The organism is Streptomyces sp. NBC_00647, from assembly GCF_045207245.1.
GTDB lineage: Bacteria > Actinomycetota > Actinomycetes > Streptomycetales > Streptomycetaceae > Streptomyces.
The window spans coordinates 7,620,280-7,645,457 of record NZ_CP109040.1; the positions used below are offsets into that span (position 1 = coordinate 7,620,280).

26 protein-coding genes are annotated in these 25,178 nt (G+C 71.9%); 7 read left to right on the forward strand and 19 right to left on the reverse strand.

Annotation, left to right across the window (positions count from 1 at the left end):
• Positions 1–27 precede the first annotated feature (27 nt).
• Positions 28–846, reverse strand: a complete 819-nt coding sequence (locus OG788_RS33475) for a rhomboid family intramembrane serine protease (RefSeq protein WP_406374863.1) — start codon at positions 844–846, stop codon at positions 28–30.
• A gap of 200 nt (positions 847–1,046) precedes the next feature.
• Between OG788_RS33475 and OG788_RS33480 the strand changes: the two genes are divergently transcribed.
• Positions 1,047–1,379: a hypothetical protein gene (locus OG788_RS33480; RefSeq protein ID WP_266763545.1), complete on the forward strand. Its 333-nt coding sequence runs from the start codon at positions 1,047–1,049 to the stop codon at positions 1,377–1,379.
• Positions 1,380–1,460: 81 nt separating this feature from the next.
• Here OG788_RS33480 and OG788_RS33485 read toward each other — a convergent pair whose 3' ends face one another.
• Both OG788_RS33485 and OG788_RS33490 read right to left on the reverse strand, forming a co-directional pair.
• Positions 1,461–2,870 (reverse strand): FAD-dependent oxidoreductase, encoded by a 1,410-nt coding sequence (locus OG788_RS33485; protein ID WP_406374864.1) that lies wholly within the window; start codon positions 2,868–2,870, stop codon positions 1,461–1,463.
• A 27-nt stretch (positions 2,871–2,897) separates the two neighbouring features.
• The gene (locus tag OG788_RS33490) at positions 2,898–3,923 is read right to left on the reverse strand and encodes a DUF4349 domain-containing protein (protein WP_406374865.1); all 1,026 of its coding nucleotides are present in this window, start codon (positions 3,921–3,923) and stop codon (positions 2,898–2,900) included.
• A 285-nt stretch (positions 3,924–4,208) separates the two neighbouring features.
• Here OG788_RS33490 and hemG point away from each other — a divergent pair, with 285 nt between their 5' ends.
• Entirely contained in the window at positions 4,209–5,699 is a 1,491-nt protein-coding gene (gene hemG / locus OG788_RS33495; protein WP_406374866.1) for a protoporphyrinogen oxidase, read from the forward strand.
• A gap of 4 nt (positions 5,700–5,703) precedes the next feature.
• Positions 5,704–6,435 (forward strand): hydrogen peroxide-dependent heme synthase, encoded by a 732-nt coding sequence (gene hemQ, locus OG788_RS33500; protein WP_351535801.1) that lies wholly within the window; start codon positions 5,704–5,706, stop codon positions 6,433–6,435.
• Between the two features lie 64 nt (positions 6,436–6,499).
• On the opposite strand, the gene OG788_RS33505 is transcribed toward hemQ, so the two are convergent.
• The 8 genes from OG788_RS33505 to OG788_RS33540 all read right to left on the reverse strand — a co-directional run bounded on the left by OG788_RS33505 (position 6,500) and on the right by OG788_RS33540 (position 14,661).
• Complete coding sequence (locus OG788_RS33505; protein ID WP_406374867.1) at positions 6,500–8,185, reverse strand: alpha/beta hydrolase; 1,686 nt, start codon at positions 8,183–8,185, stop codon at positions 6,500–6,502.
• A gap of 120 nt (positions 8,186–8,305) precedes the next feature.
• A complete protein-coding gene (locus OG788_RS33510) occupies positions 8,306–9,115 on the reverse strand; it encodes a TIGR04222 domain-containing membrane protein (RefSeq protein ID WP_406374868.1) in 810 nt (269 codons plus the stop codon).
• Between the two features lie 127 nt (positions 9,116–9,242).
• Positions 9,243–10,016 carry a DUF4142 domain-containing protein gene (locus tag OG788_RS33515; protein ID WP_406374869.1) on the reverse strand — a complete coding sequence of 258 codons (774 nt, stop codon included), beginning with the start codon at positions 10,014–10,016 and terminating at the stop codon, positions 9,243–9,245.
• 302 nt (positions 10,017–10,318) lie between these two features.
• Positions 10,319–11,647, reverse strand: a complete 1,329-nt coding sequence (locus OG788_RS33520) for a DUF692 domain-containing protein (RefSeq protein ID WP_406374870.1) — start codon at positions 11,645–11,647, stop codon at positions 10,319–10,321.
• A gap of 153 nt (positions 11,648–11,800) precedes the next feature.
• A complete protein-coding gene (locus tag OG788_RS33525) occupies positions 11,801–12,589 on the reverse strand; it encodes a DUF4142 domain-containing protein (protein ID WP_406374871.1) in 789 nt (262 codons plus the stop codon).
• Between the two features lie 159 nt (positions 12,590–12,748).
• Entirely contained in the window at positions 12,749–13,387 is a 639-nt protein-coding gene (locus OG788_RS33530; protein WP_406374872.1) for a TIGR03086 family metal-binding protein, read from the reverse strand.
• Positions 13,388–13,575: 188 nt separating this feature from the next.
• Entirely contained in the window at positions 13,576–14,220 is a 645-nt protein-coding gene (locus OG788_RS33535) for a TetR/AcrR family transcriptional regulator (RefSeq protein ID WP_406374873.1), read from the reverse strand.
• Between the two features lie 69 nt (positions 14,221–14,289).
• Complete coding sequence (locus OG788_RS33540; RefSeq protein WP_351535819.1) at positions 14,290–14,661, reverse strand: DUF4267 domain-containing protein; 372 nt, start codon at positions 14,659–14,661, stop codon at positions 14,290–14,292.
• A gap of 87 nt (positions 14,662–14,748) precedes the next feature.
• Between OG788_RS33540 and OG788_RS33545 the strand changes: the two genes are divergently transcribed.
• Together OG788_RS33545 and OG788_RS33550 are read left to right on the forward strand one after the other, a co-directional pair.
• On the forward strand, positions 14,749–15,327 hold the full coding sequence (locus OG788_RS33545) for a TetR/AcrR family transcriptional regulator (RefSeq protein WP_406374874.1): 579 nt from the start codon (positions 14,749–14,751) through the stop codon (positions 15,325–15,327).
• A gap of 127 nt (positions 15,328–15,454) precedes the next feature.
• Positions 15,455–16,273, forward strand: coding sequence for an SAM-dependent methyltransferase (locus tag OG788_RS33550; RefSeq protein ID WP_406374875.1), 819 nt, complete (start codon positions 15,455–15,457; stop codon positions 16,271–16,273).
• Between the two features lie 27 nt (positions 16,274–16,300).
• Here the strand turns inward: OG788_RS33550 and OG788_RS33555 are convergent, their stop codons facing one another.
• Positions 16,301–17,224, reverse strand: a complete 924-nt coding sequence (locus OG788_RS33555) for a helix-turn-helix domain-containing protein (protein WP_406374876.1) — start codon at positions 17,222–17,224, stop codon at positions 16,301–16,303.
• Between the two features lie 128 nt (positions 17,225–17,352).
• Positions 17,353–17,583, reverse strand: a complete 231-nt coding sequence (locus OG788_RS33560) for a DUF397 domain-containing protein (RefSeq protein ID WP_351535873.1) — start codon at positions 17,581–17,583, stop codon at positions 17,353–17,355.
• Between the two features lie 259 nt (positions 17,584–17,842).
• Between OG788_RS33560 and OG788_RS33565 the strand changes: the two genes are divergently transcribed.
• Positions 17,843–18,337 (forward strand): hypothetical protein, encoded by a 495-nt coding sequence (locus OG788_RS33565; protein WP_406365123.1) that lies wholly within the window; start codon positions 17,843–17,845, stop codon positions 18,335–18,337.
• Positions 18,338–18,470: 133 nt separating this feature from the next.
• Here OG788_RS33565 and OG788_RS33570 read toward each other — a convergent pair whose 3' ends face one another.
• From OG788_RS33570 to zapE, 6 genes are all read right to left on the reverse strand, one after another.
• Complete coding sequence (locus OG788_RS33570; protein ID WP_406374877.1) at positions 18,471–19,220, reverse strand: peptidyl-tRNA hydrolase; 750 nt, start codon at positions 19,218–19,220, stop codon at positions 18,471–18,473.
• 65 nt (positions 19,221–19,285) lie between these two features.
• The gene (locus OG788_RS33575) at positions 19,286–19,492 is read right to left on the reverse strand and encodes a hypothetical protein (protein ID WP_406374879.1); all 207 of its coding nucleotides are present in this window, start codon (positions 19,490–19,492) and stop codon (positions 19,286–19,288) included.
• A gap of 9 nt (positions 19,493–19,501) precedes the next feature.
• Positions 19,502–20,413 carry a polysaccharide deacetylase family protein gene (locus OG788_RS33580; protein ID WP_406374880.1) on the reverse strand — a complete coding sequence of 304 codons (912 nt, stop codon included), beginning with the start codon at positions 20,411–20,413 and terminating at the stop codon, positions 19,502–19,504.
• Positions 20,414–20,546: 133 nt separating this feature from the next.
• The gene (thrS, locus tag OG788_RS33585) at positions 20,547–21,770 is read right to left on the reverse strand and encodes a threonine--tRNA ligase (RefSeq protein ID WP_406374881.1); all 1,224 of its coding nucleotides are present in this window, start codon (positions 21,768–21,770) and stop codon (positions 20,547–20,549) included.
• A 180-nt stretch (positions 21,771–21,950) separates the two neighbouring features.
• Positions 21,951–23,030 (reverse strand): slipin family protein, encoded by a 1,080-nt coding sequence (locus OG788_RS33590; RefSeq protein ID WP_406374882.1) that lies wholly within the window; start codon positions 23,028–23,030, stop codon positions 21,951–21,953.
• Between the two features lie 154 nt (positions 23,031–23,184).
• Positions 23,185–24,291: a cell division protein ZapE gene (zapE, locus tag OG788_RS33595; RefSeq protein ID WP_406374883.1), complete on the reverse strand. Its 1,107-nt coding sequence runs from the start codon at positions 24,289–24,291 to the stop codon at positions 23,185–23,187.
• Between the two features lie 37 nt (positions 24,292–24,328).
• On the opposite strand from zapE, the gene OG788_RS33600 reads away from it, so the two are divergent.
• Positions 24,329–25,138: a pyrimidine reductase family protein gene (locus tag OG788_RS33600; protein WP_406374884.1), complete on the forward strand. Its 810-nt coding sequence runs from the start codon at positions 24,329–24,331 to the stop codon at positions 25,136–25,138.
• Positions 25,139–25,178 lie beyond the last annotated feature (40 nt).

A 25,178-nucleotide genomic window follows, 5' to 3' on the forward strand; every position in this document is an offset into this window, starting at 1 on the left:
GGATCATTCCGCGAGCGGGTCCCCGGTTCACCAGCCGTGCCGTGCCCGTCTGCCCCACAGCAGGCGGCGCGGCTCGGGCGGTGGCGGGGTGCCGGGGCGCAGCGGCCAGGCCAGGAACATGCCGGCGAGGAAGCCGACGACATGCGCCGCGTAGGCCACGGTGCCCGCGGCGGGCACGGCGGCGCCGGACGAGTACGCCGCCTGGAGCACGAACCAGAAGCCCAGCACGAGCCACGCGGGCAGCCGGAGCGGCAGGAACACCAGGAACGGGACGAGAACCCAGACCCTGGCCCTCGGATACAGCACCAGATAGGCGCCGAGGACCCCGGCGATCGCCCCCGAGGCACCGATCAGCGGGTCGCCCGAGTCCGCGTTCACCAGCGCGAAGCCGTACGCCGCCGCGAAACCGCACGCGACGTAGAACAGCGTGAACCGCACATGTCCGAGCCGGTCCTCGATGTTGTTGCCGAAGATCAGCAGGAAGAGCATGTTGCCCAGCAGGTGCAGCCAGCTCCCGTGCAGGAACATCGCCGTGACCACCGACAGCGGCGGCGACTTGTCGTAGTCCGGCGGGCCCACCACACAGCCCGAGCCGTGCGGCCCGGCACCGACGTCACCGGTCGGCACCAGGCGCGGCATGTGATGGTGGATCAGTTCCTGCGGCACGGCGGCGTAGTGGTCCAGGAACGCGTGCAGATGACACAGCTGCGAGAGCGCGCTGTCCCCCGCCACCGATCCGGCCAGACCGGGGGTGTAGAGGAACACGAGGACATTGGCGGCGATCAGCGCGTACGTCACATAGGGCGTGCGCCGCACCGGGTTCACGTCATGGACGGGTATGACCACGAGGAAGTACTGCCCCCGATGTGCCCGGCGAATCCGCGCTCCGGCGGGCCCGGAGCGGTGCCCGGCCGGCCCGGCGGCCGGTGCGGTCTCCCACTGAACACATGTGCCCCCGCAGCCGTATGTCTCCTCAACCGCCCGCGCCGTGACGAAGACGCGACGCGGGTTCGACGCGACGACGTGAAGACGTGAGGACACAGGCGATGAGCGACCGAGTTACTCCTCCGATGCATGCCCTGCCCGACGGCGAGGCGGAAATCGCCCTGGTGCTGCACCTCCCCTGGGAGGACGTCGCCGCGCTCGGCCAGGAGGCGGGACGTCTCGCGGCGCGGATGCAGCGGCCCGTGACCCTGGACGAGGCCGTCAGCCACCGGCTGCGGTCCTCCCGGTCGGCGGCGCACGCGAAGCCGGCCCAGACACCGCCCGCGGTCGCCCCGCCGGCCTCGGTCTCGTCGCTGCCGGCCCGGCCGCCCGCGGAGCAGGCCCGGCAGGCGATAGACCGGATCAACGGGACGGCAGGGCACGAGTCCGCGTAACCGGGCGCGTCGGCCGTCGCGGGCCGTCGACCGGGCGCCGTACCCGCCCGGAACGGCAGCCCGCGTATCCTCGCGCGCCCGTCACCGGTCGCCGTGCCGCACCTTCGCCACCGCTTTGCGGGCCGCCACCAGGACGGGGTCCCAGACCGGCGAGAAGGGCGGCGCGTAGCCGAGATCCAGCATCGTCATCTGTTCCACCGTCATGCCCGCGGTCAGCGCCACGGCCGCGATGTCCACGCGCTTCGCCGCGCCCTCCCGGCCGACGATCTGCACGCCGAGCAGCCGCCCCGTGCGGCGCTCCGCGAGCATCTTCACCGTCATGAGGGCGGCGTCCGGGTAGTAGCCCGCGCGGCTCGTCGACTCGATGGTGACGGTCTCGAACCGCAGGCCCGCGCGGTGAGCGTCCTTCTCGCGCAGCCCGGTGCGGGCGATCTCCAGATCGCAGACCTTGCTCACCGCCGTGCCGACGACACCGGGGAACGTGGCGTATCCGCCGGCCACGTTGGAGCCGATCACCTGCCCGTGCTTGTTCGCGTGGGTGCCCAGCGCGATGTGCCGCTCGCGGCCCGAGACCAGGTCGAGCACCTCGACGCAGTCACCGCCCGCCCAGATGTCCTCGTGCCCGCGCACCCGCATCGCCAGGTCGGTGAGCAGCCCGCCGTGCTCGCCGAGCGGCAGCCCCGCAGCCCGGGCGAGCGACGTCTCGGGGCGTACACCGATGCCCAGCACCACCACGTCCGCCGGGTACGTGACGTCCTTGGTGACGACCGCGCTGACCCGCCCTTCGGCGCCGGTGAGGAACGCGGTGACCTCGGCGTCGTCGACCATGGTGATCCCGAGGCCCTCCATGGCGGTGTGCACCAGGCGGCCCATGTCCGGGTCGAGCGTGGACATGGGCTCCTTGCCGCGGTTGACCACCGTCACCTCGTACCCGCGATTGATGAGCGCCTCGGCCATCTCCACGCCGATGTAGCCCGCGCCGACGACCACGGCGCGGCGGCCCCCGGCCGCCGCCAGCGAGTCGAGCAGGGCCTGTCCGTCGTCCAGGGTCTGCACCCCGTGCACGCCCGGCGCGCCGGCTCCCGGCAGGTCGGGACGGATCGGACGCGCGCCGGTCGCGATCACGAGCTTGTCGTACGACGTCCACTCCTCGGCCCCGGTCTCGAGGTCCCGGGAGCGCACCCGGGCGCCCGCGACGTCGATCTCCGTGACCTCCGTGCGCATCCGCAGGTCGATGGCGCGCTTGCGGTGTTCCTCGGGCGTCCGCGCGATCAGCCGGTCGCGATCGGAGACGTCGCCGCCCACCCAGTACGGGATGCCGCACGCCGAGTAGGACGTGAAATGGCCCCGCTCGAACGCCACGATCTCCAGCCCGTCCGGACCGCGCAGCCGGCGCGCCTGTGACGCGGCGGACATGCCCGCCGCGTCACCGCCGATCACGACCAGTCGTTCCCGGGCCCCACCACTACCGCTCGTACCGTTCACACTCATACGAACACGCTACGGGGGCCCGGTACTTCAGTCCTCCTCGCCGCCTTCCTCGGCTTCGCGGCGCGCGGGCGGGGCGGCCTTCGGCGCGGCCTCGCCCGCCGAATCCGGACCGGGGGCCGGGCGGGAAGCCGGAACCGGGACCGCCCACGCACCCGCGGCGGTACTCGGGGCCGGACCCGAAGCCGCCGCCCGGGCCGGGCGACGGGGCAGCCGGGGACGCACGACACGCATCCACACCAGGACGATCAGCGCCAGCACCGCGGCGAAGGGGAGCAGCGCCCCGATCGCCAGGGCCAGCCAGCGCACCATGGTGACCAGCACGTCCCAGCTGCCCTGGAGCGCGTCCAGGAAGCCCGGGTCCTCGTCCTTCTTCTCGGCCTTCTTCACCGGGGTCTCGGACAGCGAGAGGGTGATCGTGGCCAGGCTCGTGCGGTCCTTCAGCGACGCCTGCTGGGCGAGCAGCGATTCCAGGTCGGCCTGCCGGCTGCTCAACTCCCCTTCCAGGGCGACGACATCACTCAGTTTGGTCGCCTTGTCCATCAGTTCGCGGACCCGGGCCACGCTGGCGCGCTGCGACTTGACGCGGCTCTCCACGTCCACGACCTGATCGGTGACGTCCTGCGCCTTGGCCGTCCGCTCGACGACCTTGCCGGCGCCCTCCAGGTCGGCGAGCACCTGGTCGTACCGCTCGGTGGGCACCCGCAGGACGACGCGGGTGCGCTCGTGGCCCCTGCCGTCACGGGTGGTGGTCTCGTTGCCGACGTAGCCGCCGGCGTTCTCGGCCGTGGTCCGGGCGTCGTCCAGGGCCTTGGCCACCTCCTTGACCTCGACGGTCAGGGAAGCGGTGCGGATGATGCGGTTCACCGTCACCTTGGTCGGGGCGGCCTTGCGTCCGCCCGAGCTGTCGCTGCCGGCCGCACCCGAGTCCGCCCTCTCCGCGGGGCCGGCCTTCGCGTCTCCGGCGTCCTGCGCGTACCCCTTGTCGCTGCTGCTGCCGCCCGAATCATCGGCGGCGCCGCATCCCGTCAGCGCGAGCGCGGTGACGAGGAACATCCCCGCCAGGACCCGGGCCGGGCGGGCGGTGCGTCCTGATGAGGCGGGTGAGCCGGGTGAGGCGGGTGCGACGGACGAGACAGGCGGCACGGGTCGTGCCGGACGTCCGGATCTGCGTGTGAGCATGCGGGCTACCCCCCAGGGTGGTGACGACTGACAGTTCTTCGACGCCGGACCGGCACAGGACGTTGGACGGATGCGGTCCCGATGCGGTCACGGTCCGGACTCGCTCGGGACACCGGGCTCCCCGCCGGAGGTGCCGGCGGGGTTTGAGAAGGTGGAGTCATGCGCGAAGAGGACACTCCTACGGGTTCGGGACATGTCGTGGTCGTCGGCGGGGGGATCGCGGGACTGGCCGCCGCCCACCGCCTGCTGGGGCGGGGCGCCCGCGTCACCGTCCTGGAGGCGTCGGACCGCCTCGGCGGCAAGCTGCTGCCCGGCGAGATCGCGGGCACGCGCGTGGACCTCGGCGCCGAGTCGATGCTGGCGCGCCGCCCGGAGGCCGTGGACCTCGCTCGCGAGGCCGGACTCGGCGACCGCCTCCAGCCGCCCGCCACCGCGACGGCCTCCCTGTGGAACCGCGGCGTCCTGCGCCCCATGCCCAAGGGCCACGTCATGGGCGTCCCCGGCAGCGCCTCCGCCCTCGCCGGCGTCCTCTCCGAACAGGGCCTGCGCCGCATCGAGCGGGACGCCGACCTGCCCCGCACGGAGGTCGGCGAGGACATCGCCGTGGGCGAGTACGTTGCGGCACGCCTCGGCCGCGAGGTCGTCGACCGCCTCGTCGAACCGCTCCTCGGCGGCGTGTACGCGGGTGACGCCTACCGCCTCTCCCTGCGCCTCGCCGTCCCCCAGCTCTACGCCGCCGCCCGCACGCACACCTCCCTCACCGAGGCCGTCCGCGAGATCCAGGCCAAGGCGGCCGCCGCCGGCCAGACCGGCCCGGTGTTCATGGGCATCGACGGCGGAGTGGGTCAACTGCCGCTCGCCGTCGCCGAGTCCGTGACGGCACGCGGAGGAGAGATCCTCACCGGGACGCCGGTGACCGAGCTGCGCAGGACCGTGTCGGCGGAGCCCGCCACCGGTGAGAGGCCGCGCGCCGGCTGGCGCGTCGTCGCCGGAGGCCGTGTCCTGCACGCCGACGCGGTCGTCCTGGCGCTGCCCGCCCCGGCCGCCGCCGGGCTGCTGCGGGCCGAGGCCCCCGCCGCCGCGGCCGAGCTGGCCGCCGTGGAGTACGCGTCGATGGCCCTGGTGACCCTCGCCTACCGCAGCGAGGACATCACCCTCCCCGAGGGAAGCGGCTTCCTGGTCCCGCCGGTCGACGGGCACACCATCAAGGCGTCCACCTTCGCCTCCCGCAAGTGGGGCTGGATCGCCGGCCAGGACCCCGGCCTGCTGGTCCTGCGCACCTCCGTCGGGCGGTACGGCGAGACGGAGGTGCTCGGCCGGGCGGACGCCGACCTCGTCCAGGTGTCCCGGCACGACCTGCGGGAGGCGATCGGGATCGACGCCGATCCGGTGGCGACCCGGGTGACGCGCTGGGACGACGGACTGCCCCAGTACCCCGTCGGTCACCACGCGCGCGTGGCCCGCGTCCGCGAGCACGTCGGCAGACTGCCGGGCCTCGCGGTGTGCGGCGCGGCGTACGACGGGGTCGGCATCCCCGCCTGCATCGCGTCCGCGTACGCCGCCGTCGACCGGCTCGGCGGCGACGACGGCGCCCTGGACGCGCTGCGCGCCGCCCCGGTGCAGAGCCTGCACGGCGGCGCGGGAGAATAGCCGCATGAGTGACGACGCCCCCACCACCGAGTCCGGCAGGGTCCCGAACAAGGGCAAGCTGGCCAAGGACCTCAACGAGACCATTCGCTACACCCTGTGGTCCGTCTTCCGGCTGAAGGACGTGCTGCCCGAGGACCGCGCCGGTTACGCCGACGAGGTCCAGGAGCTGTTCGACCAGCTCGCCGCGAAGGACGTCACCGTCCGCGGCACCTACGACGTGTCGGGGCTGCGCGCCGACGCCGACGTCATGATCTGGTGGCACGCCGAGACCAGCGACCAGCTCCAGGAGGCGTACAACCTCTTCCGGCGCACCCGGCTGGGCCGCGCCCTGGAGCCGGTCTGGTCGAACATGGCGCTGCACCGGCCCGCCGAGTTCAACCGCTCGCACATCCCGGCGTTCCTCGCCGACGAGACGCCGCGCGACTACGTCAGCGTCTACCCGTTCGTACGCTCCTACGACTGGTACCTGCTGGCCGACGAGGACCGTCGCCGCATGCTGGCCGACCACGGAAAGATGGCCCGCGGCTACCCCGACGTGCGCGCGAACACGGTCGCCTCGTTCTCGCTCGGCGACTACGAGTGGATCCTCGCGTTCGAGGCCGACGAGCTCCACCGCATCGTCGACCTCATGCGCCACCTGCGCGCCTCCGAGGCCCGGATGCACGTCCGCGAAGAGGTCCCGTTCTACACCGGCCGTCGCAAGGACGTCGCCGAACTGGTCGCGGGCCTCGCCTGATCCGCACCACGAGAAGGCGGGCGCCCTCGGGAGGACGCCCGCCTTTCCGTGTTCGTGGCCGCTGTCAGGGCGCCTGCCGGACGGTCTTCGCCGTCGCGACGCGCGCGGAGGCCTTCGACGCCGCCGCACCCTTCGCGCGCTCGGTGCCCCGCGCACGGCTGTCCGGTGCCTGCGGCTTCGGCTCCGCGTGCGGCGCGCACGCCGCGCTCCGCTCGGGCAGCCTGCCCTCCAGCAGGTAGGCGTTCAGATAGCCGTTGACGCACTTGTTGGGGCCGCCGCCGATGCCATGCGTGCCGGCGCCGTTCTCGGTCACCAGCACCGAGCCCCACAGCCGCCGCTGCAACTCCTTGGCGCCCTCGTACGGCGTCGCCGCGTCCCGCTCGGCGGCCAGGATCAGTGTCGGCGGCAGCTCCCCGGGCAGTGTCCGCACGTCGAGCGGCTTCTGCCGCGGCCCGGACCAGTACGCGCACGGCAGGTTCAGCCACACGTTGTCCCAGGTCTCGAACGGCGCGACCTGGGCGAGACGCGTGTTGTCGCGGTCCCAGACGCGCCAGTCGGTGGGCCAGGACGCGTCGTTGCACTCCACGGCGTGGTAGACCGCGCTGCCGTTCTCCTGTTCGGCGGCCGCCTCCGGATGCGGTCCCGCCACCTGGACCAGCGGCTTCGGGTCACCCTTCAGATAGGCGGACAGCGCCAGCGCGCGCTGCGGCCAGTAGTCGTCGAAGTACCCGGCCTGCAGGAACGCGCCCTGCAACTGCGCAGGCCCCACCTTGCCGCCCGCGGGCTTGGCGGCGAGCTGCGCCCGCGCCTTCTCGTAGGAACGCAGCACTTCCTCGGGCGTCCGGCCGAGCCCGTACACCTTGTCGTGCCGGGCCATCCAGGCGCGGAAGTCCGCCCAGCGGACCTCGAACGCGGCCGACTGGTCGAGGTTGTTCCGGTACCAGATCTGCTCGGGGTCGGGGTTCACCGCCGAGTCGAAGACCATCCGGCGTACGTGCGAGGGGAACAGCGTCGCGTACAGGGAGCCGAAGTACGTCCCGTACGAGGCACCCATGAAGGTCAGCTTCCGCTCGCCGAGCGCGGCGCGCAGCACGTCCAGGTCGCGGGCGTTGTTGAGCGAGGTGTAGTGGCGCAGGCCGGGGCCCGAACGCTGGGCACAGCCGCGGGCGTACGCCTTCGCCTCCGCGATCCGTTCCTTCTTGTACGCCTCGGAGGGGAACGTCGGGGACTCCAGGGGTGCCTTCAGCAGGCGCCTCGGGTCCCGGCAGGACAGCGGCGCGGAGCGGTCCACTCCGCGCGGGGCGTAGCCGACCAGGTCGTACGCCGCTCCGATCGGCTTCCATTCGGGGAGGAAGCCGATCAGCGGGAAGTACATGCCGGAGGCCCCGGGACCGCCGGGGTTGTAGACGAGGGCGCCCTGGCGCGGCACCTTGTGCTTCGCGTTGTGCGGGTCCTTGCCGGTGGCCTTGACGCGGCTGACGGTCAGTTTGATCCGTTTGCCGTCGGGGAGGGCGTAGTCGAGGGGCACCGTCACGGTGCCGCACTGGAGGTTGCCCGGCAGGCGCTCTTCCTTGGCGCACGTGCCGAAGCGGACGCCCGCGGCCGCGGCGCGCTCGGCGGCGACGGCGGTACCGCGCGCCTCGGCGGAGCCGGCAGGGGCGGGCCAGGCCGGGGCGCCACCCGCCGGAGCGGCGACGAGACCGGTCAGGAGCAAGGACCCTGCGGTTCCGTGGAGGACGGCAGCTCTCATCGCGAATCCCTTCAGCGCACGGCAGCGACAAAAAGGATGTTTCGTTCGACAGTTGGCGAAGTAAAGCACCGGCCGCCGGTGTCGGCGCCAATGACCCCGATGCGCCCCCGTGAGCGCCCGTCAGCCCCCTTCGCGAGCCCCCTGCAGCCAGCCGCCGAGTCCGGCGTCGCGGTCCCGGTGCGTCAGCGCCGCCCGCACCCCCGGTTCACCGATGGCGCGAACGCCGCGTACCGCGACGGAGGTGAGGTACGTACGGTCGTCGCCGGATGCGTCGGAGTGCCGGGCGAGCGTGCCGAGCAGTCGCTGGCCGGCCGGGGAGGCCCAGCGCGTGTAGGGGTGCACCTCGATCCGGGCGATGGCGAGACAGCTCACCGTCAGAAGGAGCGGGAGCGCGAACCAGACCGCCACCGGCACCTCGTTCCCGGTACTCTGGGCCGGCAGCAGCAGGGCCGCGACGGCCAGCGCGAGGACCGCGGCCGCGGCGGCCCGGACCTGGCGGACCGCCTCCGCGACGGTGGTGCGGGCGCCGTCGGGAACGGCCAGGCCCGCCGCGACCAGGCGGTCCGCGAGACGGCGTACCGAGTCCGCGTCGGCCGCGGTCGCCCGCACCGGCGCTATCCGGGACTGGCCCTCAGGGCCGATGGCTCCGATGACCGAGCGCTCCATGTCGTCGCGCCCGCGCGGGTCCACCACGGTCGCCCAGCCCGTGTGCGCGAGCAGCAGCCGACGCTGCCGGGCCATCGACACCAGGGTCAGATCGGCGACCCGGGCCGGGCCGCCGGAGAGGAACGCCGCCTCGTACAACGTGAGGTCGTGCCCGCGTGCCGCGTCGGCGTCGACGGACGCGGCACGGACGGCGGCCAGGCACAGCCGGGTGCAGGAGATGCCGGCCGCGGCCCAGGCCAGGAGCAGGAGAAGGACCCAGAACATGGCGTTTTTCTATGCGAAGGGCCGGGCGGGCGCCATGCTTTATTCACTATGTGGGACGGAGCGTTGTGGGTATGTGACGTTCCGTTTTCCGGCCGGAACAGGATGACCGGGATCTTGCGGACAGGCCCTAGGACGTCGACGTCGACGTCGGGTTGGGGCGGGCGGCGGCCGGCGGGAGCGGATAGCCCGGGGACGGGGTCACCGGGACCGGCGATTGCGGGGACTGCGTCGGGCCGGGCGGAGCGGGGGAGACGGTGAGCGGCGGCGGGCTCGCGGTCGCCGCGTCCTCCGCCAGCGCGTCGAAGTCCACGTATCCGGTCGCTTCCAGGACCTTGATGTGGTCGAGCACGGTGGTGTTCGCGTCGTCGGCGAGATCGCGTACGAGCGAGTTTCGGGTGTTCGCGCGGACCTGGGCGACCACGGAGAAGACCTTGCCGTGCGCCTTGCGCAGGATGTTCGCGAAGTCCCGGTCGTACTCCGTGCCGTGCGCCGCGCTCAGCGTGGTCAGCCACTCCTGTTGCTGCGGATTGGGCTGGTTGGGCAGCTCCAGGCCGAGCCGGGCGGCGACACTGCGGACACGGGAGTCCAGGAACGTGTGCCCCTCGATGAGGTGTTCACCGGCCGTCCGTACGGCCTGCGTGGTGCCGCGCTCCTGCGCCTGCTGGCCCGCGGGCAGCTCCCAGAGACCGGCCAGCCGGACCTTGGTGACGAACTCCCGGTCCAGGGCCGACAGCGGACCGAACCGGGTCGGCACGGTCTGCGCGTTCAGGGTGTCCAGGCCGGTGCCGGCGCGGTCCGCGTACGACCAGATCGGAAAGGCCAGCGCGACCAGGGTCGCCAGGAGGGCGGTGATGATGAGCCCTGTTCCACTGACCAATCCGGTGCGGTTGATGGATCGCATGGTGCCTCCTGTTGCGGCACCGCACGCTAATGCGCCTTGGGTGCGGGTTGGCATATTACTGCGGGCGCTACGCCAACTGCCGTACAGGAGGTTTGGATCGAGCGGAGGGTGGAAGGCGCCGGTTGCGGTAGTTCGGGCGTACGTCAGAACGCCCTGAAATCACAGGAAACGGACCCGCACAGCACCTTCACAGAGAGCGGTGTTACTCCGGGCACACTCTGCGGATGCGGCGCGCCGCGGTGGTGTAGTCAAGGCGGCGCGCCGTGACCGGCGCGAGCGCGGGGCCCGGCCGGAACACGGGGTCAGCGGCGCAGCAGCGCCCTTCGGGTGGCGCGGACCAGCCGGGCCCCGGGCCGCCGCGAGAGCGGGGCCGGACCCGATCGCTCCAGCCACCAGTCGCGCAGCCGCCGCGTCTCCGCGCCCTCCGGGAGCCCCGTCAGCAGCAGATGCCCGGCGAAGTCCAGGGCGTCGCGCCGGTACCCGTCGGTCATCGGATGTCCCTGCGCGTACGCGAGGAACGCCGGCCGGTAGCCGTCCGCGAGGATCTCCGGCAGCTCCGGGGCCACCTTCGCCACGACGTCCGCCCGCTTGGCGGCGAGTGCGCGCGCCTGCACCCCGAGCCGGACGCGGTCGAACCCCTCGGGCACGGGGGTCCCCGCCACGAGCGAGGACAGCAGCGCGGCCTGCGACAGCGCCAGCCGCTGACGGGTGGCGTCCTCGACGTCGGGGCCGGAATCCGCGCCGCCCGATCCGCTCACCCGTACGGCCTCGGCCCGCTCGGCCCCTCCGGGCAGGGGTCCCGCCTTCTCCAGCGTCCCCCGGATCGCCGTCAGCTCGCGCTCCAGTTCGGCCGGTTCGGGGAAGTTCTCGTCCCGTTCCAGGAGGACCCCGGGCGGAGTCACCCGGGACGCGAGGTCGGCGAGGATGTCGAGAACGGGCCGGGGAACGGGATGGGCGTGGCTGTCGTGCCAGACGCCGTCGCGTTCGAAGCCGCCGGCGACGTGGACGTAGGCGATGGCCTCGACCGGGAGCTCACCGAGGGCCTTGGCGGGGTCCTCGCCGCGGTTGACGTGGTTCGTGTGCAGGTTGGCCACGTCGATGAGCAGACGGACGCCGGTGCGGTCGACCAGGTCGTAGAGGAACTGTCCCTCGGTCATCTCCTCGCCGGGCCAGGAGATCAGTGCGGCGATGTTCTCCACCGCGAGGGGCACGGGCAGCGCGGCCTGGGCGACGCGGATGTTCTCGCACAGGACGTCCAGCGCGTCCCGGGTGCGCGGAACCGGCAGCAGGTGCCCGGCCTCCAGGAGCGGTGAGGCGGTGAGCGGGCCGCCCGCCCGTACGAAGGCGATGTGCTCCGTGACGAGCGGCGACCCCAGCACCTCGGCGCGTTCGGCGAGCGCGGTGAGCCGGGACTCGTCGGGACGGTCGGCGCCGCCGAGTCCCAGGGAGACTCCGTGCGGCACCACCGTGACACCTCGCTCGCGCAGCCGCAGCAGCGACTCGGGGACATGGCCGGGGCACACGTTCTCCGCCACGGCCTCGACCCAGTCGATGCCGGGCATGCGCTCCACGGCCTCGGCGATCTCCGGCCGCCACCCGATTCCCGTACCCAGCCGCATCGGCTGTCGCATGTCCCCTCCTCCGTCACGACCTCGACCGGGCCTTCTTGCGTGTCGTCCCCTCACGACGGCCCGAGTTCCGGCGTGACGGAGTCATGGCCCCGGGAGCCGGCGCCGAACCCACCGGAGCGGACGTTCAGAGCAACATTTGAGCTTCCGCGCCGGCTACTGGAGCACCTTGTCCGGGTCCGACGGCTCCGGCCGGGCGGTGTTCACCGTGCCGGGCGGCTGTGCCGACGGGCTCGACGAGACATCGACACCGTTGCCCGGCTGGACCGGCGGGGCGGAGGCCACCGGCGAGCCGATGGTCGGCGGCGGGGGACCGGTGGGGCTGGCGGTCGACGCCGCGGCCGTGTCGTTGGCGATGGCGTCGAAGTCGACCTCTCCCGTCTTCTCCAGCACGGTGATGTGGTCGAGCACGGTCACGCTGGTGTCGCTGGCCAGCTGCCGCACCAGCGAATTGCGCGTGGCGTTGCGGACGCCGCCGATGGCCGGGAAGATCTTGCCGTGCGCGGCGCGCAGCAGATTCGCGAACTTCCTCTCGTACTCCTTGCCCGTCGCCGCGCTCAGCTCCTGCAGCCAGCCCTGCTGCTGCTCGTTCGGCTGGTTCGGCAGCTCGACGTTGAGCTGGGCCGCGACGATCCGCACCCTCTTGTCGAGGTCCGTGTGCCCGACGATCAGGTGGTCGCCCGCCTCCTTGATCGCCTTGGTGGGCGCCCGCTCCATGGCCTGCTGCCCGGCGGGCAGTTCCCACAGGCCGGCCAGCCGCACCCGGACGATCAGATCGCGGTCGGAGGCGGACAGCGGTCCCCATGGGGTGTTCACCGTCCCCGCGGCGAGGTTGGCCTGGCCCGTGCCCGAGCGGTCGGCGTACGACCACACGGGAAACGCGAGCGCTCCGAGGGTGGCGACGAGCGCCGCGATGACGAGGGCGCTGCCGTTGATACGCCGCAAAGGTGCCTCCCGGGGCAAACCAACTGGTCGTTGGAAACCAATATTTGGCCAGTGCTTGGTGGTACGTGCGGGATGGCTGTGCTGTTCAAACCTCGCGACGGAGGAATCCGTGCCACCGGCCGGAGGTCACGGAACAGGGTGGGCCGTGCGGCCGGAGCCTCAAGCCGGGGCGCCGGGCCGCTGTCGCCGGTGTGCCGACGGCCACGCGTCCGGGTCGCGGCCCAGCAGTCGCAGCGCCTCGACCATGGGATCCGACCCGGGGGGCACGTCCAGTGCGGGCGCGAAGGCGAAGCCCGGTCCCCTGAGCGCGGGGTCGGCCGGGACGCGGCGGGCGACGGCCGACGCCGCTTCCAGGACGGAGCCGGGCAGTTCGAGGCCGATGCCGAGCGACGCGGCCACGTCCCACGCGTGCACCACGTAGTCGATGAAGTGGAAGCCGACGGCGATCCGGCCGGGGAAGGAGCCCGCGAGTTCCGGCAGGTCGAACTCCCTTTCCGTGACGCCCGGTTCGGCGAACGCCGCCAGCACCGTCGTCACCGCCGCCCGGTATGTCCGCCCCGGGTCGCCCGGACGCGCCGCAGGTTCGCGCCAGTGCGCGGCCTCGGCACCCGCGCCGCGCGCCGCCGCCGCGAACCCCTGGTGCTGCGCGGTCATGTGCGCCACCAGTCGGCGCAGCGTCCACCCGGCACACGGTGTGTCCCGGTCCCAGTCCTGCGGCCGGGCCGAGGTGACGACCCTGAGCGACTCCTGTACGGCGATCCGGTCGAGCCCGACGATGTCCGCTTCGGTGGTGGTCATGGTGACGTCCTCCTGGCTGTCCGCTGTCGAGGTGCCGCGCGACCGCGGCCGCCGCGGAACGTCGGGGCCGGGGGCCGGTCGCCCCGAGCATAAAACTGAGCGAACGGTCGTGCTACTTGTTTTGCCGGAGTGCCGGAGTGCCGGAGTGCCGGAGTGCCGGAGTGGCGTCGTGCCGGTTCCCTTGCGGATCAGGAGAGTTCGGGTACCTGGGACGGGTCGGCCGCCGCCGCCCGGAGTCGTGAGGTGATCGCGACGCGGGCCCTGCGATACGCGGTGGTCTCGTCGTGCAGGACGGAGACAGCGTTGGCGGTCTCCATCAACGCGAGCAGCTCGAAGGCGAGTTGGGCGGCATCCGTGCCGGACCGGAGTTCGCCGAGGTCGCGGGCCTCGGTGACGGTGAGCTCGATGTGGTCCGCCCAGGCCCGCTGAGCCCGGGCCACCGCGTCGTGGACGGGGCCGGGCCGGGCGTCGAACTCGGCGACGGCCTGGTAGAAGAAGCAGCCGCCGGGGAAGACCCTGCTCCGCGAGTACTCCAGCCAGAGTTCGCAGAGCCGCCGGACGCGGGTGATGCCGGCCGGGGTCTCGGCGGCGGGCCGGTTCACCCGCTCGACGTGGATGCGTGAGGCCTCGCGGACGGTGGCCAGTTGCAGCTCCTGCTTGGAGCCGAAGAGGGCGAAGACGCCGCTCTTGCTGAGTCCGAGCTCGGTGGCGAGGCGTCCGACGGACAGCGCCTCGAGCCCTTCGACCGAGGCGATGTCGACCGTGCGGCGGAGGACCGACTGCCGCGTACGGTTGCCGCGTTCGACCCTGCCGTCCAGCCGGGACCCGGCCATCCCGCCCTCCCGCCCTCGCGTCCGTGGGTCAAGCGTAGCCCGACGGCCGGAGGGGGCCGCCGGGCCGCGTCAGACGGCGAAGAGCAGGCCGGCGCTCACCAGGACGAGCACGGCGGTGGCGAAGTGGATACCGAAGGCGACGGCCTTCGTACCACCGTGGCGCAGCACTATCAGGGTGTCGCCGAGCGGCACCAGGGCCACGGTCAGCATGAACCAGGCCCCGGCGGTGGCACCGGCGAAGGCCAGCAGGGCCAGGCCCATGACGCCGGAGACCGCGTCCCGCAGTCCCTTGATCTCCAGGTAGGCGGCGTCGCCGTCCGGCTCGGCCGGGACGCCGTAACCGGTGGCGGCCGGCCGTGGCTGCACCAGGAACCGCACGCCGATGAACAGGACGAGGAGGTCGAGTGCGATGGCCAGGCCGTAGGCCGTGGGAGTGAGCATGTCGGATCTCCTTGCTAGCAGCGCTAGGGACTGGAGCGAAGCTAGCATAGCGTCGACATGAACGCTAGCAGTGCTAGAATCACAGTCATGTCGATCCAGACGCGCCGAGAGCGCGAACGAGCGGAGCGCGAGCGGCTGATCGTGACGGCCGCCCGCGAACTGGCCGAGAACGAGGGCTGGGACGCGGTGACCACGCGCCGGCTGGCCGCCGAGATCGAGTACAGCCAGCCGGTGCTCTACAGCCACTTCAAGGGCAAGGGCGCCATCATGGCGGCGGTCGCGGTGCGGGGTTTCGACGAGCTGGCGCGGGAGTTGCGGGCCGCGCGCACGGCGCCGGCCGACCCCGGCGAGGCGCTGGCCGCCGTGGGCGCGGCCTACACGGACTTCGGCGAGCGCCGGCCCGCACTGTACGACGCGATGTTCACGCACCTCGTCGACCTGCCGTTCGCGACCCCTGAGGCGCCGCCCGCGCTGCGGGACGCCTTCGGGGAACTGCGCGAGGCCATCCTGCCGCTCGCCGGGGACGACGACCCGGGCATCCTCACCGAGACCTTCTGGGGCGGACTGCACGGCCTCGTGACGCTGATGCGCAGCGGGCGACTGCCCCGAGCGGGCCACGACCGGCGGCTTTCCCTGCTGATCCGTCACTTCGCGCCGGCCCGCTGAACGGCGGCCGGCGGGAGGGCCTTTCCCGTGTCCTTCGTTCGGGGGCTGGTAACCCCAACTTCCGTTTCTCTAATATGTATTGTCGGTCGGGCCAGTCCAGTTGGCGCGGCACGGATCTGGGGGAACGATGCAGCCTGACCAGCAACTGTCCACGTCGATCGATGCCACCGTGCCCACGGCCGCACGCATGTACGACCACTACCTGGGCGGCAAGGACAACTACGCCGCCGACCGGGCGGCCTGCGAAGAGCTGGACAAGGTCGTCCCGAGCACTCGCGCCCTGGCGTTGAACAACCGGCGGTTCCTCCAGCGGGTGGTCAGGACGCTGGCGGACGGATACGGAATCAGGCAGTTCCTGGACCACGGATCCGGCCTGCCCACCCAGAACAACGTGCACCAGGTCGCCCAGGGTGTCGACGAGACGTCCCGGGTGGTCTACGTCGACAGTGACCCGATGGTGCTGGTGCACGGCCGGGCCCTGCTCGAGCAGAACGAGCGCACGGCCGTCATCCACGCCGACCTGCGGGACACCGAGGAGATCTTCTCCCACCCCGACACCCAGCGGCTGATCGACCTCTCGCAGCCGGTGGCCGTGCTGTTCAACTCGGTGTTCCACTGCATCCCGGACAGTGAGACCGACGGGCCGCTCTCCGTGATCGGCCGCGTCAGCGAACGGCTGGCTCCCGGCAGCTTCATGGTGATGTGCCAGCTGGTCAGCGAGGACCCCGAGGTCCGCAAGTTCGTCACCGACTTCATGGACACCGCGACGCAGGGCCACTGGGGCCGGGTGCGCCAGGAGAAGGACGTGGCGGAGTACTTCGACGGGATGGACATCCTCGAGCCCGGACTCGTCGAGGTGTCCACCTGGCGGCCGGACACCGAGGTGGTGGCACGTCAACTCACCCAGGAGTGGATCGAGTTCGGCGGAGTCGGCCGCATCCGCTAGTACGGCGGCAAGCGGCGGTGCGGCCCGTCAGTGTGACGGGCTGTAGCGCTGTTCCACCGTGTCGCGCAGCAGCGCCAGGGACGCGCGGGGACTGAGGGCCTCGTCGGCGAGCCGGTCCAGTACCACCCGGTACTCCTCCGTCTCGTCGCGGTCCTCCAGGAAGTTGGCACTCCTGATGTGCTCCAGGTAGACGATGTCGGGCAGTTCGACGCCGCCGAAACGCAGATAGGTGACGGGGATGGCCGGCGCCGAGGCGTTCGTGACGTCCAGCGGTACGAACTGCACGACGACATGGGGGCGTTGAGCCATCTCGATGAGGTGCTCCAGCTGCGCGCGCATCACCTCGCGGCTGCCCAGGACGCGGAGCAGTACGGACTCGTCGACGACGGCCCACAGCTGAGGGGCGTCCGCCCGGTCCAGCAGCTCCCTTCGGCGCATCCGCAGCTCCACCCGGCGCTGCACCTCGGCGGCCGGCGCCGTCGGCAGCCCGCGCTCCACGACCGCCCGGGTGTACTCGGGAGTCTGGAGCAGGCCCGGAACGTACTGGATCTCGAACGTACGGATGGTGGTGGCGGCCTCCTGGAGTCCGACCAGCCGGTCGAACCACTCGGGCATCAACCGCTTGTCGTAGCGCTGCCACCACCCCGGCTCACCGGCGCGCTCGAGGAGTCTCAGCAGGACCGACACCTCGTAGTCATCGGTCCCGTACTGCTCGAGCAGTGCGCGGACATCGCCCTCGGTGGGAGGCCGGCGCCCCTTGCCAGCCTCGATGCGCGACAGCTTGGCCGCGCTGAACCCGAGGGACCGCGCCGCCTGTTCCTGGGAGAGACCCGCGTCCTCGCGGGCACCGGCCAGCTGCACGCCGACCAGCATCTTCAGCAGAGTGGGGGCGGGCTCCGCCCGCCTCAGATACGGTTCGAGGCGGGAGACGCGGGGTGACTCGACGGACATCCTGACTCCCAGTCGACCGGCAGAAGACAGCCAAAATTATCGCACTGCGCCGGACTCTGCCGCATGGGGAGACAGAAGTGGACAACTATCCTTCCGCTTCAACGGAGTTCGGAGATCGGAGGACCGTCTCACAGCAGATGGTCGAACTCCCCTTCCTTCGCACCGGCCAGGAAGGCGGCCAACTCGGCCGGGGTGTAGACGAGGGCCGGACCGTCGGGGTCGCGGGAGTTGCGCACCGCGATACCTCCGTCGCCCAGATCGGCCACTTCGACGCAGTTGCCCTCGGCGTTGCTGTGCCTGCTCTTGATCCAGTAGGCACCCAGCGAGCTCGCCCGCACTCCGTTCGGCACTGATGGCACCACGCACTCTCCTTGCTGACGTTCCACCACGCGTGCTCCGACCGTCCGTTGCGGCCGTGGCCGGATCACGTGGCCCATGCCTCCCTGTCTTCGTGCAATTTCTCGTGCAATTGCACGAAGGCGCTGTCGGGGTGGATACTAGCGGCGGCGTCAACGTCGTTACCAGCGGGTCGTGCTGACGTCACATCAGGGAGCTCCCTCGGGGGCGTGATCGTCCGGGCGGGGGCTGTCGGCCCGCCCGCACACCTGACACTGTCCGATGCCTTCGGAGGGAGCGGAAATGGCAACACCACTCAGGAATCTGGAACACGTGTCGTGGGACGAGATCAAGGACTCCAAGGGATCGGCGCACGACATCCCGTTCCTGCTCAACAGCGTTGCGCGGGGTGACGCGGCCACGGCCAGGGCCGCGCTCCAGGACCTGCGGGAACGAATCTGCCAGTTCGGATTCGTCGTGGAACAGGCGACAGCCGCCACGGTCCCCTTCCTGTGGGAGCTCGCCGAACTGCCCCAGGTCACCTGCCGCGTGCAGATCATCCAGCTGCTGAAGGACATCGCGGACGCCCGGCAGTGGGAGCGGACGGCCGCCGCCTACCCCAAACTCCTCAACCGCCGCGAGAACTGGGTGGGCTGGGAACGCGAAGCCCGGCAAGCCGTACGCGCCCACCGCGGCACGCTCCAGCACCTGCTCGCCGAGCCCGACACCGAACTCGTCCGGGCCACCACGGAACTCGCCTCCACGCTGGCCGACTGACGCTCCGGACCCGAGGGCCGGGCGGCGGTGCGCACGCGCAGAGCTGCCGCCTCACCCGAACCTTTTCAGCCGTATTGCCTCACCCGCCGCCTCACCCCGCGCCTGCCTGGGGGGCGATGAGAGCGCCTCGGTGTCAGCCGGCCGAGTGCTGGGCCCGTTCGGGCAGGGTGCCGACGCGGTCGTGCCCCTCGACGGCGACCGTCAGCCCGGGCGCGATCTCCGTGAATCCCGCGTCGCGGACCAACGGAATCCCGGAGGCGGTGAGTTCACGCCAGCGGGCCGGATCCGCAGTGCGTACGGACAGGGCGAACCCCGCCTCACGCCAGGCGGTCCGCTCCTTCTCCGACAGCTCCCACCAGGCCAGTTGGGCGCCGTGGCCCGTCTGCGCCATCGTCTTGCCGGCCGACATGTCCAGCTCAGGGTTGAGCCACAGCACCGGCGCCGTCGGATCGGCCGGTGCCGGGGGCTCCGGATCGTCGAGATCCGTACCGGACACCTGGAGCCGCGCCAGGTCCTTGGGCCAGCCGTCCAGCGGCACCGGCGGGAAGACACGCACCTCGGCGGACCTCCCGGTCACCGTGATGCCGGGCAGCGCCTCGGCCCGCCGCCACTCCGCTCCGCGCGCCCGCCGCACGACCTTGCGGATCCGTGCGTCCTGCCAGTCCCGCATCGCCTGCGCCCACTCGCCGTCCCCGAGCGACCGCTCGTCGCTCAGGATCGTCAGCACGGCCCGGGCCGAGGTCTCCAGCGCGTCGGTGCGCGCCGGGGGAGCGGCCTTCTCGATGTGCACGACCAGCGGCAGCACGAACTGCACCGCCTTGTCGCGCACGGTGGGTTCGGAACGGAACGGGCTGTCGTCGGAGGAGGTCGGGTCGCTGGTCACGTCCACCAGTCTGCCAGGCGGAAGATCCGTTCAGAACGGACGGTTCTCGCGGCCGCCCTCCCCGGTCAGCCGGAGCACGCGGTGCGCTGGGCCTCCTGCCACTCGCAGACGGGGCACAGCGTGATCCCCCTGTGCGACTCCGGGTACTCGGTGGGCTCACGGCACAGCACGCACTCGGCGTACGGCGGCCCGGCTTCCCCCGTCGAGTCGAGGGCGTGGAGGGACCCAGGGTCCGGCCGCGCCGCGTCGCTCGCGCAGTGCTCGTCGCTCATGGCTCCAGCTTACGAGCGGTGGCCGGCCGGGGAGTGCGGGGAGGACGTGAGCGGCCCGGACGCTCCGTGCCGTCCGCCCGCGGCACCGATCAGCTCGGACACCTTCACGAACCGGAAGCCCCTGTGGCGCAGCTCGGGAACGATCGTCCGGAGCGCCCGCTCGGTCGCCGGAGCCGCGCTGCGCGTGCAGTGCATGACGACGACGGACCCGGACCGCACCCCGTCGAGGACCTGTCGCGCCACGGCGTCCGCGTCCGTCGCGAACGCGTCCCCGCCGACCACGTCCCACTGCACGGCGGTGACCCCGGCCGCGCTGAGCCTCCGCAGCGACCGCTGGTCGTAACACCCGCCGGGGAAGCGGAAGTACGGCATCGCGTCCCGCACCCCCGTCTTCCTGAAGGCGGCGTACGCCCGTTCCACGTCCGCGCGCATCCCGTCCTCGGGCACGGTCGGCAGCCCGTAGCAGTCCTTCGTGAAGGCGTAGTGGCTGTACGAGTGGTTGGCGATCTCGAACAGCGGGTCCTGTCCGATGTCCCTGGCCTCCCGCGGATACTCGTCGGCCCACCGGCCCGTCATGAAGACGGTCGCGGGCACCTTGAACTCCCGGAGCGTCGCGATCAGCCGGGGATTGTCGAAGTGCTCACCGGCCGCGGCCCGGGCCCCCTGATCCGCGGTCATGTCCGCGTCGAACGTGAGGGCGACGGTCTTGTCCCGGGTACGCGGTCCGTTCTCGAAGACGGGTGTCAGCCCGGCCGGCCCGGGCGCGAGGGTGGGCGGCCGCGTGGTCGCGGCCGAGGTGGCGGACGCCTTGTGCGCCCCGCGAGCGGGGGACAGGGTCGCCGGGCTGCCGCAAGCGCTGAGTGCGGCGCCGAGTGCTCCGAGGGCGCAGGTCACGGCGATGCTCCGTACAGAGAGGATCATCGTGTGAAGATATGCGGGTAAATGTGACTATTCGGTCATGGTGGAGGTGTGCCGCCCGTGCGCGGCGCCGAAGTCACCCACCTGGGGCTCTGTCCGGGGCCGCGCTCCGCGCGAGCGGGTGTCCGGTACGCGCTCAGGCGGCCCGGTCGAGCAGATCGGCGCTGCGGGACGCGATCGGCTGCCCGATGAGGTGCAGGACCTCGTCCGCGGGCCGGGGGTCGAGGCGGCGCCCGTCGCGCAGACGCAGGGCGATCAGGCCGGCCTCCGCTTCCCGGGGGCCGATCACCGCCTGGTACGGGACCAGGCGGGCGGCGCGCACCCGGGCGCCCAGACTGCCCTGGTCCGGGGCGGCGAGCTCGGCCCGCAGACCCCGGTCGCGGCAGCGGCGTACCAGCTCGAGGGCCCGGTCGGTCTCGGCGTCGGAGACGGGCAGGACCACCAGCTGGGTGGGGGCGAGCCAGGCGGGGAAGGCACCGCCGTGCGCCTCGATGAGGTGGGCGACAGCCCGTTCCAGACTGCCGATCACGCTGCGGTGCACCATGACAGGCCGGTGCTTCCCCCCGTCGGCCCCGATGTAGTGCAGATCGAAGCGCTCCGGCTGGTGGAAGTCGATCTGAACGGTGGACAGGGTGGACTCGCGCCCCGCCGGGTCGGTGATCTGGACGTCGATCTTGGGTCCGTAGAACGCGGCCTCGCCCTCGACGGCCTCGTACGCCACACCGGAACCGTCGAGGACCTCGCGCAGCAGCGCGGCGGATCTGCGCCACAGCTCGGGATCGGCGACGTACTTCCCGCCGGGGCCCGGCAGCGACAGCCGGTAGCGGGCCGCGTCGATGCCCATCGCGTCGTACGCCCCACGGATCAGCCCGAGGGCGGCGGAAGCCTCTTCGGCGACCTGGTCCGGGGTGCAGAAGATGTGCGCGTCGTTGAGCTGGATGGCGCGGACGCGGGTCAGGCCGCCCAGGACGCCGGACAGCTCGGAACGGTACATGCCGCCCAACTCGGCCATGCGGAAGGGAAGCTCACGGTAGCTGTGCGGGCGGGAGCGGTAGATGAGCGCGTGGTGGGGGCACAGGCTCGGCCGCAACAGCATCTGCTCGCCGCCGAGTTCCATCGGCGGGAACATGTCGTCGCCGTAGTGCGACCAGTGCCCCGAGATCTCGTACAGCTCCCGCTTGCCCAACACCGGGGAGTACACGTGCCGATAGCCGGCCCGCCGCTCGGCGTCGCGGACGTACTCCTCCAGGGCGTACCGCACGGCGGCGCCGTCCGGCAGCCAGTACGGCAGCCCGGCGCCCATCAGGGGGTCGGTGTCGAACAGGTCGAGCTCACGGCCGAGCCGGCGGTGGTCGTTCATGGTGGTCTCCTCGCATGCGGAGGGCGAGCGACCACACGGCGAAGCCCCGGGGCACTCGCCCCGGGGCTTCGACTCACGTCAGCGGTCAGCGCGCCGGGACACTCTCCGGCGTCGTCGTGTTCAGTGCGGCACGCTTCATGGCCCTCACGCTAGCAGCGGCCCCCGGGGCGGGCACGGGATTTATCCCGTGGGCTCCTCCGGCTCCGCGGGCTGCGCCGCCTTCCCGGGTCCGTCCGGTTTCCTGGAATCCTCCGGACCCCGAGGCTCGTCCGCTTCCCCGGGATCCCCCGGCAGTCCGGGCTCATGCAGGAGTCCGAACGCATCCGGGATCTTGAACCCTTCCGTGTCCGCGAACGCCTCCGGAAGGCCGAGAGCCTCCGGTACTCCGTTGATCCGGTCCGGCGCGGCAGGAGGCTCGACGGGCTCGACCGCCGGCTGCCGTTCCACCACGGGCGGCGTCCTCGGCTGCCGCTGCGGCGCCGTCACCACCGGAGGCTGTCCCGACTGGGCCCGTTCCAGGAAGCGCAGCAGCTCCACCGGGAAGGGCAGGACGAGCGTGGAGTTCTTCTCGGCCGCGACGGCCACCACCGTCTGGAGCAGCCGCAGTTGGAGCGCGGCCGGCTGTTCCGACATCACCTCGGCGGCCTGCGCCAGCTTCTTGGACGCCTGCAACTCCGCGTCCGCGTTGATGATGCGGGCGCGCCGCTCACGGTCGGCCTCGGCCTGCCGGGCCATGGACCGCTTCATCGTCTCCGGCAGCGACACGTCCTTGATCTCGACCCGGTCGATCTGCACACCCCAGCCGATCGCCGGGCTGTCGATCATCAACTCCAGGCCCTGGTTGAGCTTCTCGCGGTTGGACAGCAGATCGTCCAGGTCGCTCTTGCCGATGATCGAGCGGAGGGAGGTCTGCGCCATCTGCGAGACCGCGAAGCGGTAGTCCTCGACCTGGATGATCGCGTTCGGCGCGTCCACCACCCGGAAGTAGACGACCGCGTCGACGCGGACCGTGACGTTGTCCCGGGTGATGCCCTCCTGGGCCGGGATGGGCAGCGTCACGATCTGCATGTTGACCTTGCGCAGCCGGTCCACGAAGGGCACGACCATGGTGAAGCCGGGGGAGCGGACCTCTCCCGCGAGCCGCCCGAGGCGGAAGACGACCCCGCGTTCGTACTGCTTGACGACCCGGGCGCCGGCCGCGACGTAGATCACTGAGGCGGAAAAGGCCGCCGTGATCGCCACGATGAGTTCCTGGACCATGACGACCCCCTTCCGAGTCGCCCGATTTGCGCGACATCTCCACTTTACGTCGCGGGAAGCGTCCGAATACGGGCACCAGGAACAGCGTCCCGAAGAGCGCGGGCCGTTGGCGCGGTCCCGCACTTCGAGGGGAGGGAAGGGACTGGAGCGAGATCTAGGCTCCCGGGCCTTCCACGAGCCCCTTCGCGTCGCGGGCGAGGGCGGTCAGCCGGGAGATCGCGCGGAAGTACTTCTTGCGGTAGCCGCCGTTCAGCATCTCCTCGCTGAACAGGCGGTCGAAGGGCATTCCCGAGGCGAGGACCGGCACCTCACGGTCGTAGAGCCGGTCCGCGAGCACGACGAGCCGCAGGGCCGTCGACTGGTCCGGGACGGGCTGCACGTCCGTGAGGCAGACCGCCCTGATCCCGTCGGTCAGGGCGCCGTACCGGCTGGGGTGGACGCGGGCGAGATGGTCGAGCAGGTGCGGGAAGTCGTCCAGGGACGCGCCCTCCGTGGCGTACGCCGCCTTGGTCACCTGCTCGTCGGAGAACGGGGAGGGGGCCTCGGGCAGCCCGCGGTGGCGGTAGTCCTCGCCGTCGATGCGCAGCGGGCGGAAGTGGGCGGAGAGGCCCTGGATCTCCCGCAGGAAGTCGGCGGACGCGAACCGGCCCTCGCCGAGCTTGCCCGGAAGCGTGTTCGAGGTGGCCGCGAGCGCGACGCCCGCGTCGACCAGCTTGCCGAGCAGCGTGGAGACGAGGACGGTGTCGCCCGGGTCGTCCAGTTCGAATTCGTCGATGCACAGGAGGCGGTGCTCGGAGAGGGTCTGCACGGTCTTCTGGAAGCCGAGCGCGCCGACCAGGTTCGTCAGCTCCACGAAGGTGCCGAACGCCTTGAGCGAGGGCTCCGCCGGGGTCGCGTGCCACAGGGAGGCGAGGAGGTGGGTCTTGCCGACGCCGTAGCCGCCGTCCAGGTAGACGCCACGGGGGCCGGCCGGAGCCTTCGGGGCCTTGCCGAAGCCGAAGAGCCTCCGCTTGGGGGCGCCGATGGCGTGGGCCCCGCCCAGCCCGCCGGCGAAGCGTTCGAGGATGCCAACGGCCTCGATCTGGCTGGGCTGGTTCGGGTCCGGGATGTACGTGGCGAAGCGGACCGAGTCGAAACGCGGTGGCGGCACCATCTCGGCGACGAGCCGGTCGGCGGGGACGTGCGGCTCGCGGGCGCACAGGGACGAGGGGGCCGCTTCGGCTATCGGGTCGATCCCGGAGGCGGTGGTGGTGGACGACACGGTTCCCCACTCTATGCGCCGTGCCACACTGCACGTCATGCGACGCCTGTTCCCTGTGACCTACGAAACAGCAGCCCAGGCCTCCGTCGGGGCCCCCGGGACGGATGTGACGGAGCGCGAGTGGGAGCTCGGGGAGCTCGCCGAGGCGTACGCCTACCCCGAGGTCCGCGAGCCCTGGCTGCGGGCCAACATGGTGTCCACGCTGGACGGCGCCGCCCAGCACGACGGGCGCTCGCAGCCCATCTCGAGCGCCACCGACATGCGGATCTTCGGGGTCCTCAGGGCTCTCGCGGACGTCGTGGTCGTCGGGGCGGAAACGGTACGGCAGGAGCAGTACCGTCCGGCACGCGCGCGTGAGGCCTTCGCGGCGCTCCGCAAGGCCGCCGGGCAGGGCCCCGCGCCCGCGATCGCGGTGGTCACGGCGAGCCTCGACCTGGACTTCTCGCTGCCGCTCTTCACCTCGCCCCTGGTACCCACGCTGGTGCTGACGGGTGCCGCGGCCACCCCGGACCGGATCGCGCAGGCCGAGCGGTCGGGCGCGCAGGTGGTGATCGCCGGGGACGGCATGGGCGTCGATCCCGCCCGCGCCGTACGGGCCCTGGGCGACCTCGGGCACACCAGGCTGCTGACCGAGGGCGGGCCCCGTCTGCTGGGCCAGTGGATCGCGGCCGGTGTCCTGGACGAGCTGTGTCTGACGCTGGCCCCGATGCTCACCGCGGGAGACGCCCAGCGGATCGCCGGAGGACCTCCGATCCCGGTTCCGCGCCGGTTCGAACTGGCGTCTTTGCTGGAAGAGGCCGGGTTCCTCTACAGCCGATACCGTCGGCCTGACAGGTCGACGGAATAGTCCGTTCCGCTTATCTTCCGCCGGGCACACCAAATCGCGC

What these genes read in the sequence shown, in the direction of transcription:
- OG788_RS33590 (WP_406374882.1), bottom strand. Translation starts at nt 23,030, where the DNA reads ATGGTCCAGGAACTCATCGTGGCGATCACGGCGGCCTTTTCCGCCTCA.
- OG788_RS33540 (WP_351535819.1), bottom strand. Translation starts at nt 14,661, where the DNA reads ATGCTCACTCCCACGGCCTACGGCCTGGCCATCGCACTCGACCTCCTC.
- OG788_RS33530 (WP_406374872.1), bottom strand. Translation starts at nt 13,387, where the DNA reads ATGACCACCACCGAAGCGGACATCGTCGGGCTCGACCGGATCGCCGTA.
- hemQ (WP_351535801.1), top strand. Translation starts at nt 5,704, where the DNA reads ATGAGTGACGACGCCCCCACCACCGAGTCCGGCAGGGTCCCGAACAAG.
- OG788_RS33565 (WP_406365123.1), top strand. Translation starts at nt 17,843, where the DNA reads ATGCCTTCGGAGGGAGCGGAAATGGCAACACCACTCAGGAATCTGGAA.
- OG788_RS33535 (WP_406374873.1), bottom strand. Translation starts at nt 14,220, where the DNA reads ATGGCCGGGTCCCGGCTGGACGGCAGGGTCGAACGCGGCAACCGTACG.
- OG788_RS33575 (WP_406374879.1), bottom strand. Translation starts at nt 19,492, where the DNA reads ATGAGCGACGAGCACTGCGCGAGCGACGCGGCGCGGCCGGACCCTGGG.
- OG788_RS33545 (WP_406374874.1), top strand. Translation starts at nt 14,749, where the DNA reads ATGTCGATCCAGACGCGCCGAGAGCGCGAACGAGCGGAGCGCGAGCGG.
- OG788_RS33505 (WP_406374867.1), bottom strand. Translation starts at nt 8,185, where the DNA reads ATGAGAGCTGCCGTCCTCCACGGAACCGCAGGGTCCTTGCTCCTGACC.
- hemG (WP_406374866.1), top strand. Translation starts at nt 4,209, where the DNA reads ATGCGCGAAGAGGACACTCCTACGGGTTCGGGACATGTCGTGGTCGTC.
- OG788_RS33520 (WP_406374870.1), bottom strand. Translation starts at nt 11,647, where the DNA reads ATGCGACAGCCGATGCGGCTGGGTACGGGAATCGGGTGGCGGCCGGAG.
- OG788_RS33600 (WP_406374884.1), top strand. Translation starts at nt 24,329, where the DNA reads ATGCGACGCCTGTTCCCTGTGACCTACGAAACAGCAGCCCAGGCCTCC.
- OG788_RS33555 (WP_406374876.1), bottom strand. Translation starts at nt 17,224, where the DNA reads ATGTCCGTCGAGTCACCCCGCGTCTCCCGCCTCGAACCGTATCTGAGG.
- OG788_RS33490 (WP_406374865.1), bottom strand. Translation starts at nt 3,923, where the DNA reads ATGTTCCTCGTCACCGCGCTCGCGCTGACGGGATGCGGCGCCGCCGAT.
- OG788_RS33485 (WP_406374864.1), bottom strand. Translation starts at nt 2,870, where the DNA reads ATGAGTGTGAACGGTACGAGCGGTAGTGGTGGGGCCCGGGAACGACTG.
- thrS (WP_406374881.1), bottom strand. Translation starts at nt 21,770, where the DNA reads ATGAACGACCACCGCCGGCTCGGCCGTGAGCTCGACCTGTTCGACACC.
- OG788_RS33515 (WP_406374869.1), bottom strand. Translation starts at nt 10,016, where the DNA reads ATGCGATCCATCAACCGCACCGGATTGGTCAGTGGAACAGGGCTCATC.
- OG788_RS33480 (WP_266763545.1), top strand. Translation starts at nt 1,047, where the DNA reads ATGAGCGACCGAGTTACTCCTCCGATGCATGCCCTGCCCGACGGCGAG.
- OG788_RS33510 (WP_406374868.1), bottom strand. Translation starts at nt 9,115, where the DNA reads ATGTTCTGGGTCCTTCTCCTGCTCCTGGCCTGGGCCGCGGCCGGCATC.
- OG788_RS33580 (WP_406374880.1), bottom strand. Translation starts at nt 20,413, where the DNA reads ATGATCCTCTCTGTACGGAGCATCGCCGTGACCTGCGCCCTCGGAGCA.
- OG788_RS33550 (WP_406374875.1), top strand. Translation starts at nt 15,455, where the DNA reads ATGCAGCCTGACCAGCAACTGTCCACGTCGATCGATGCCACCGTGCCC.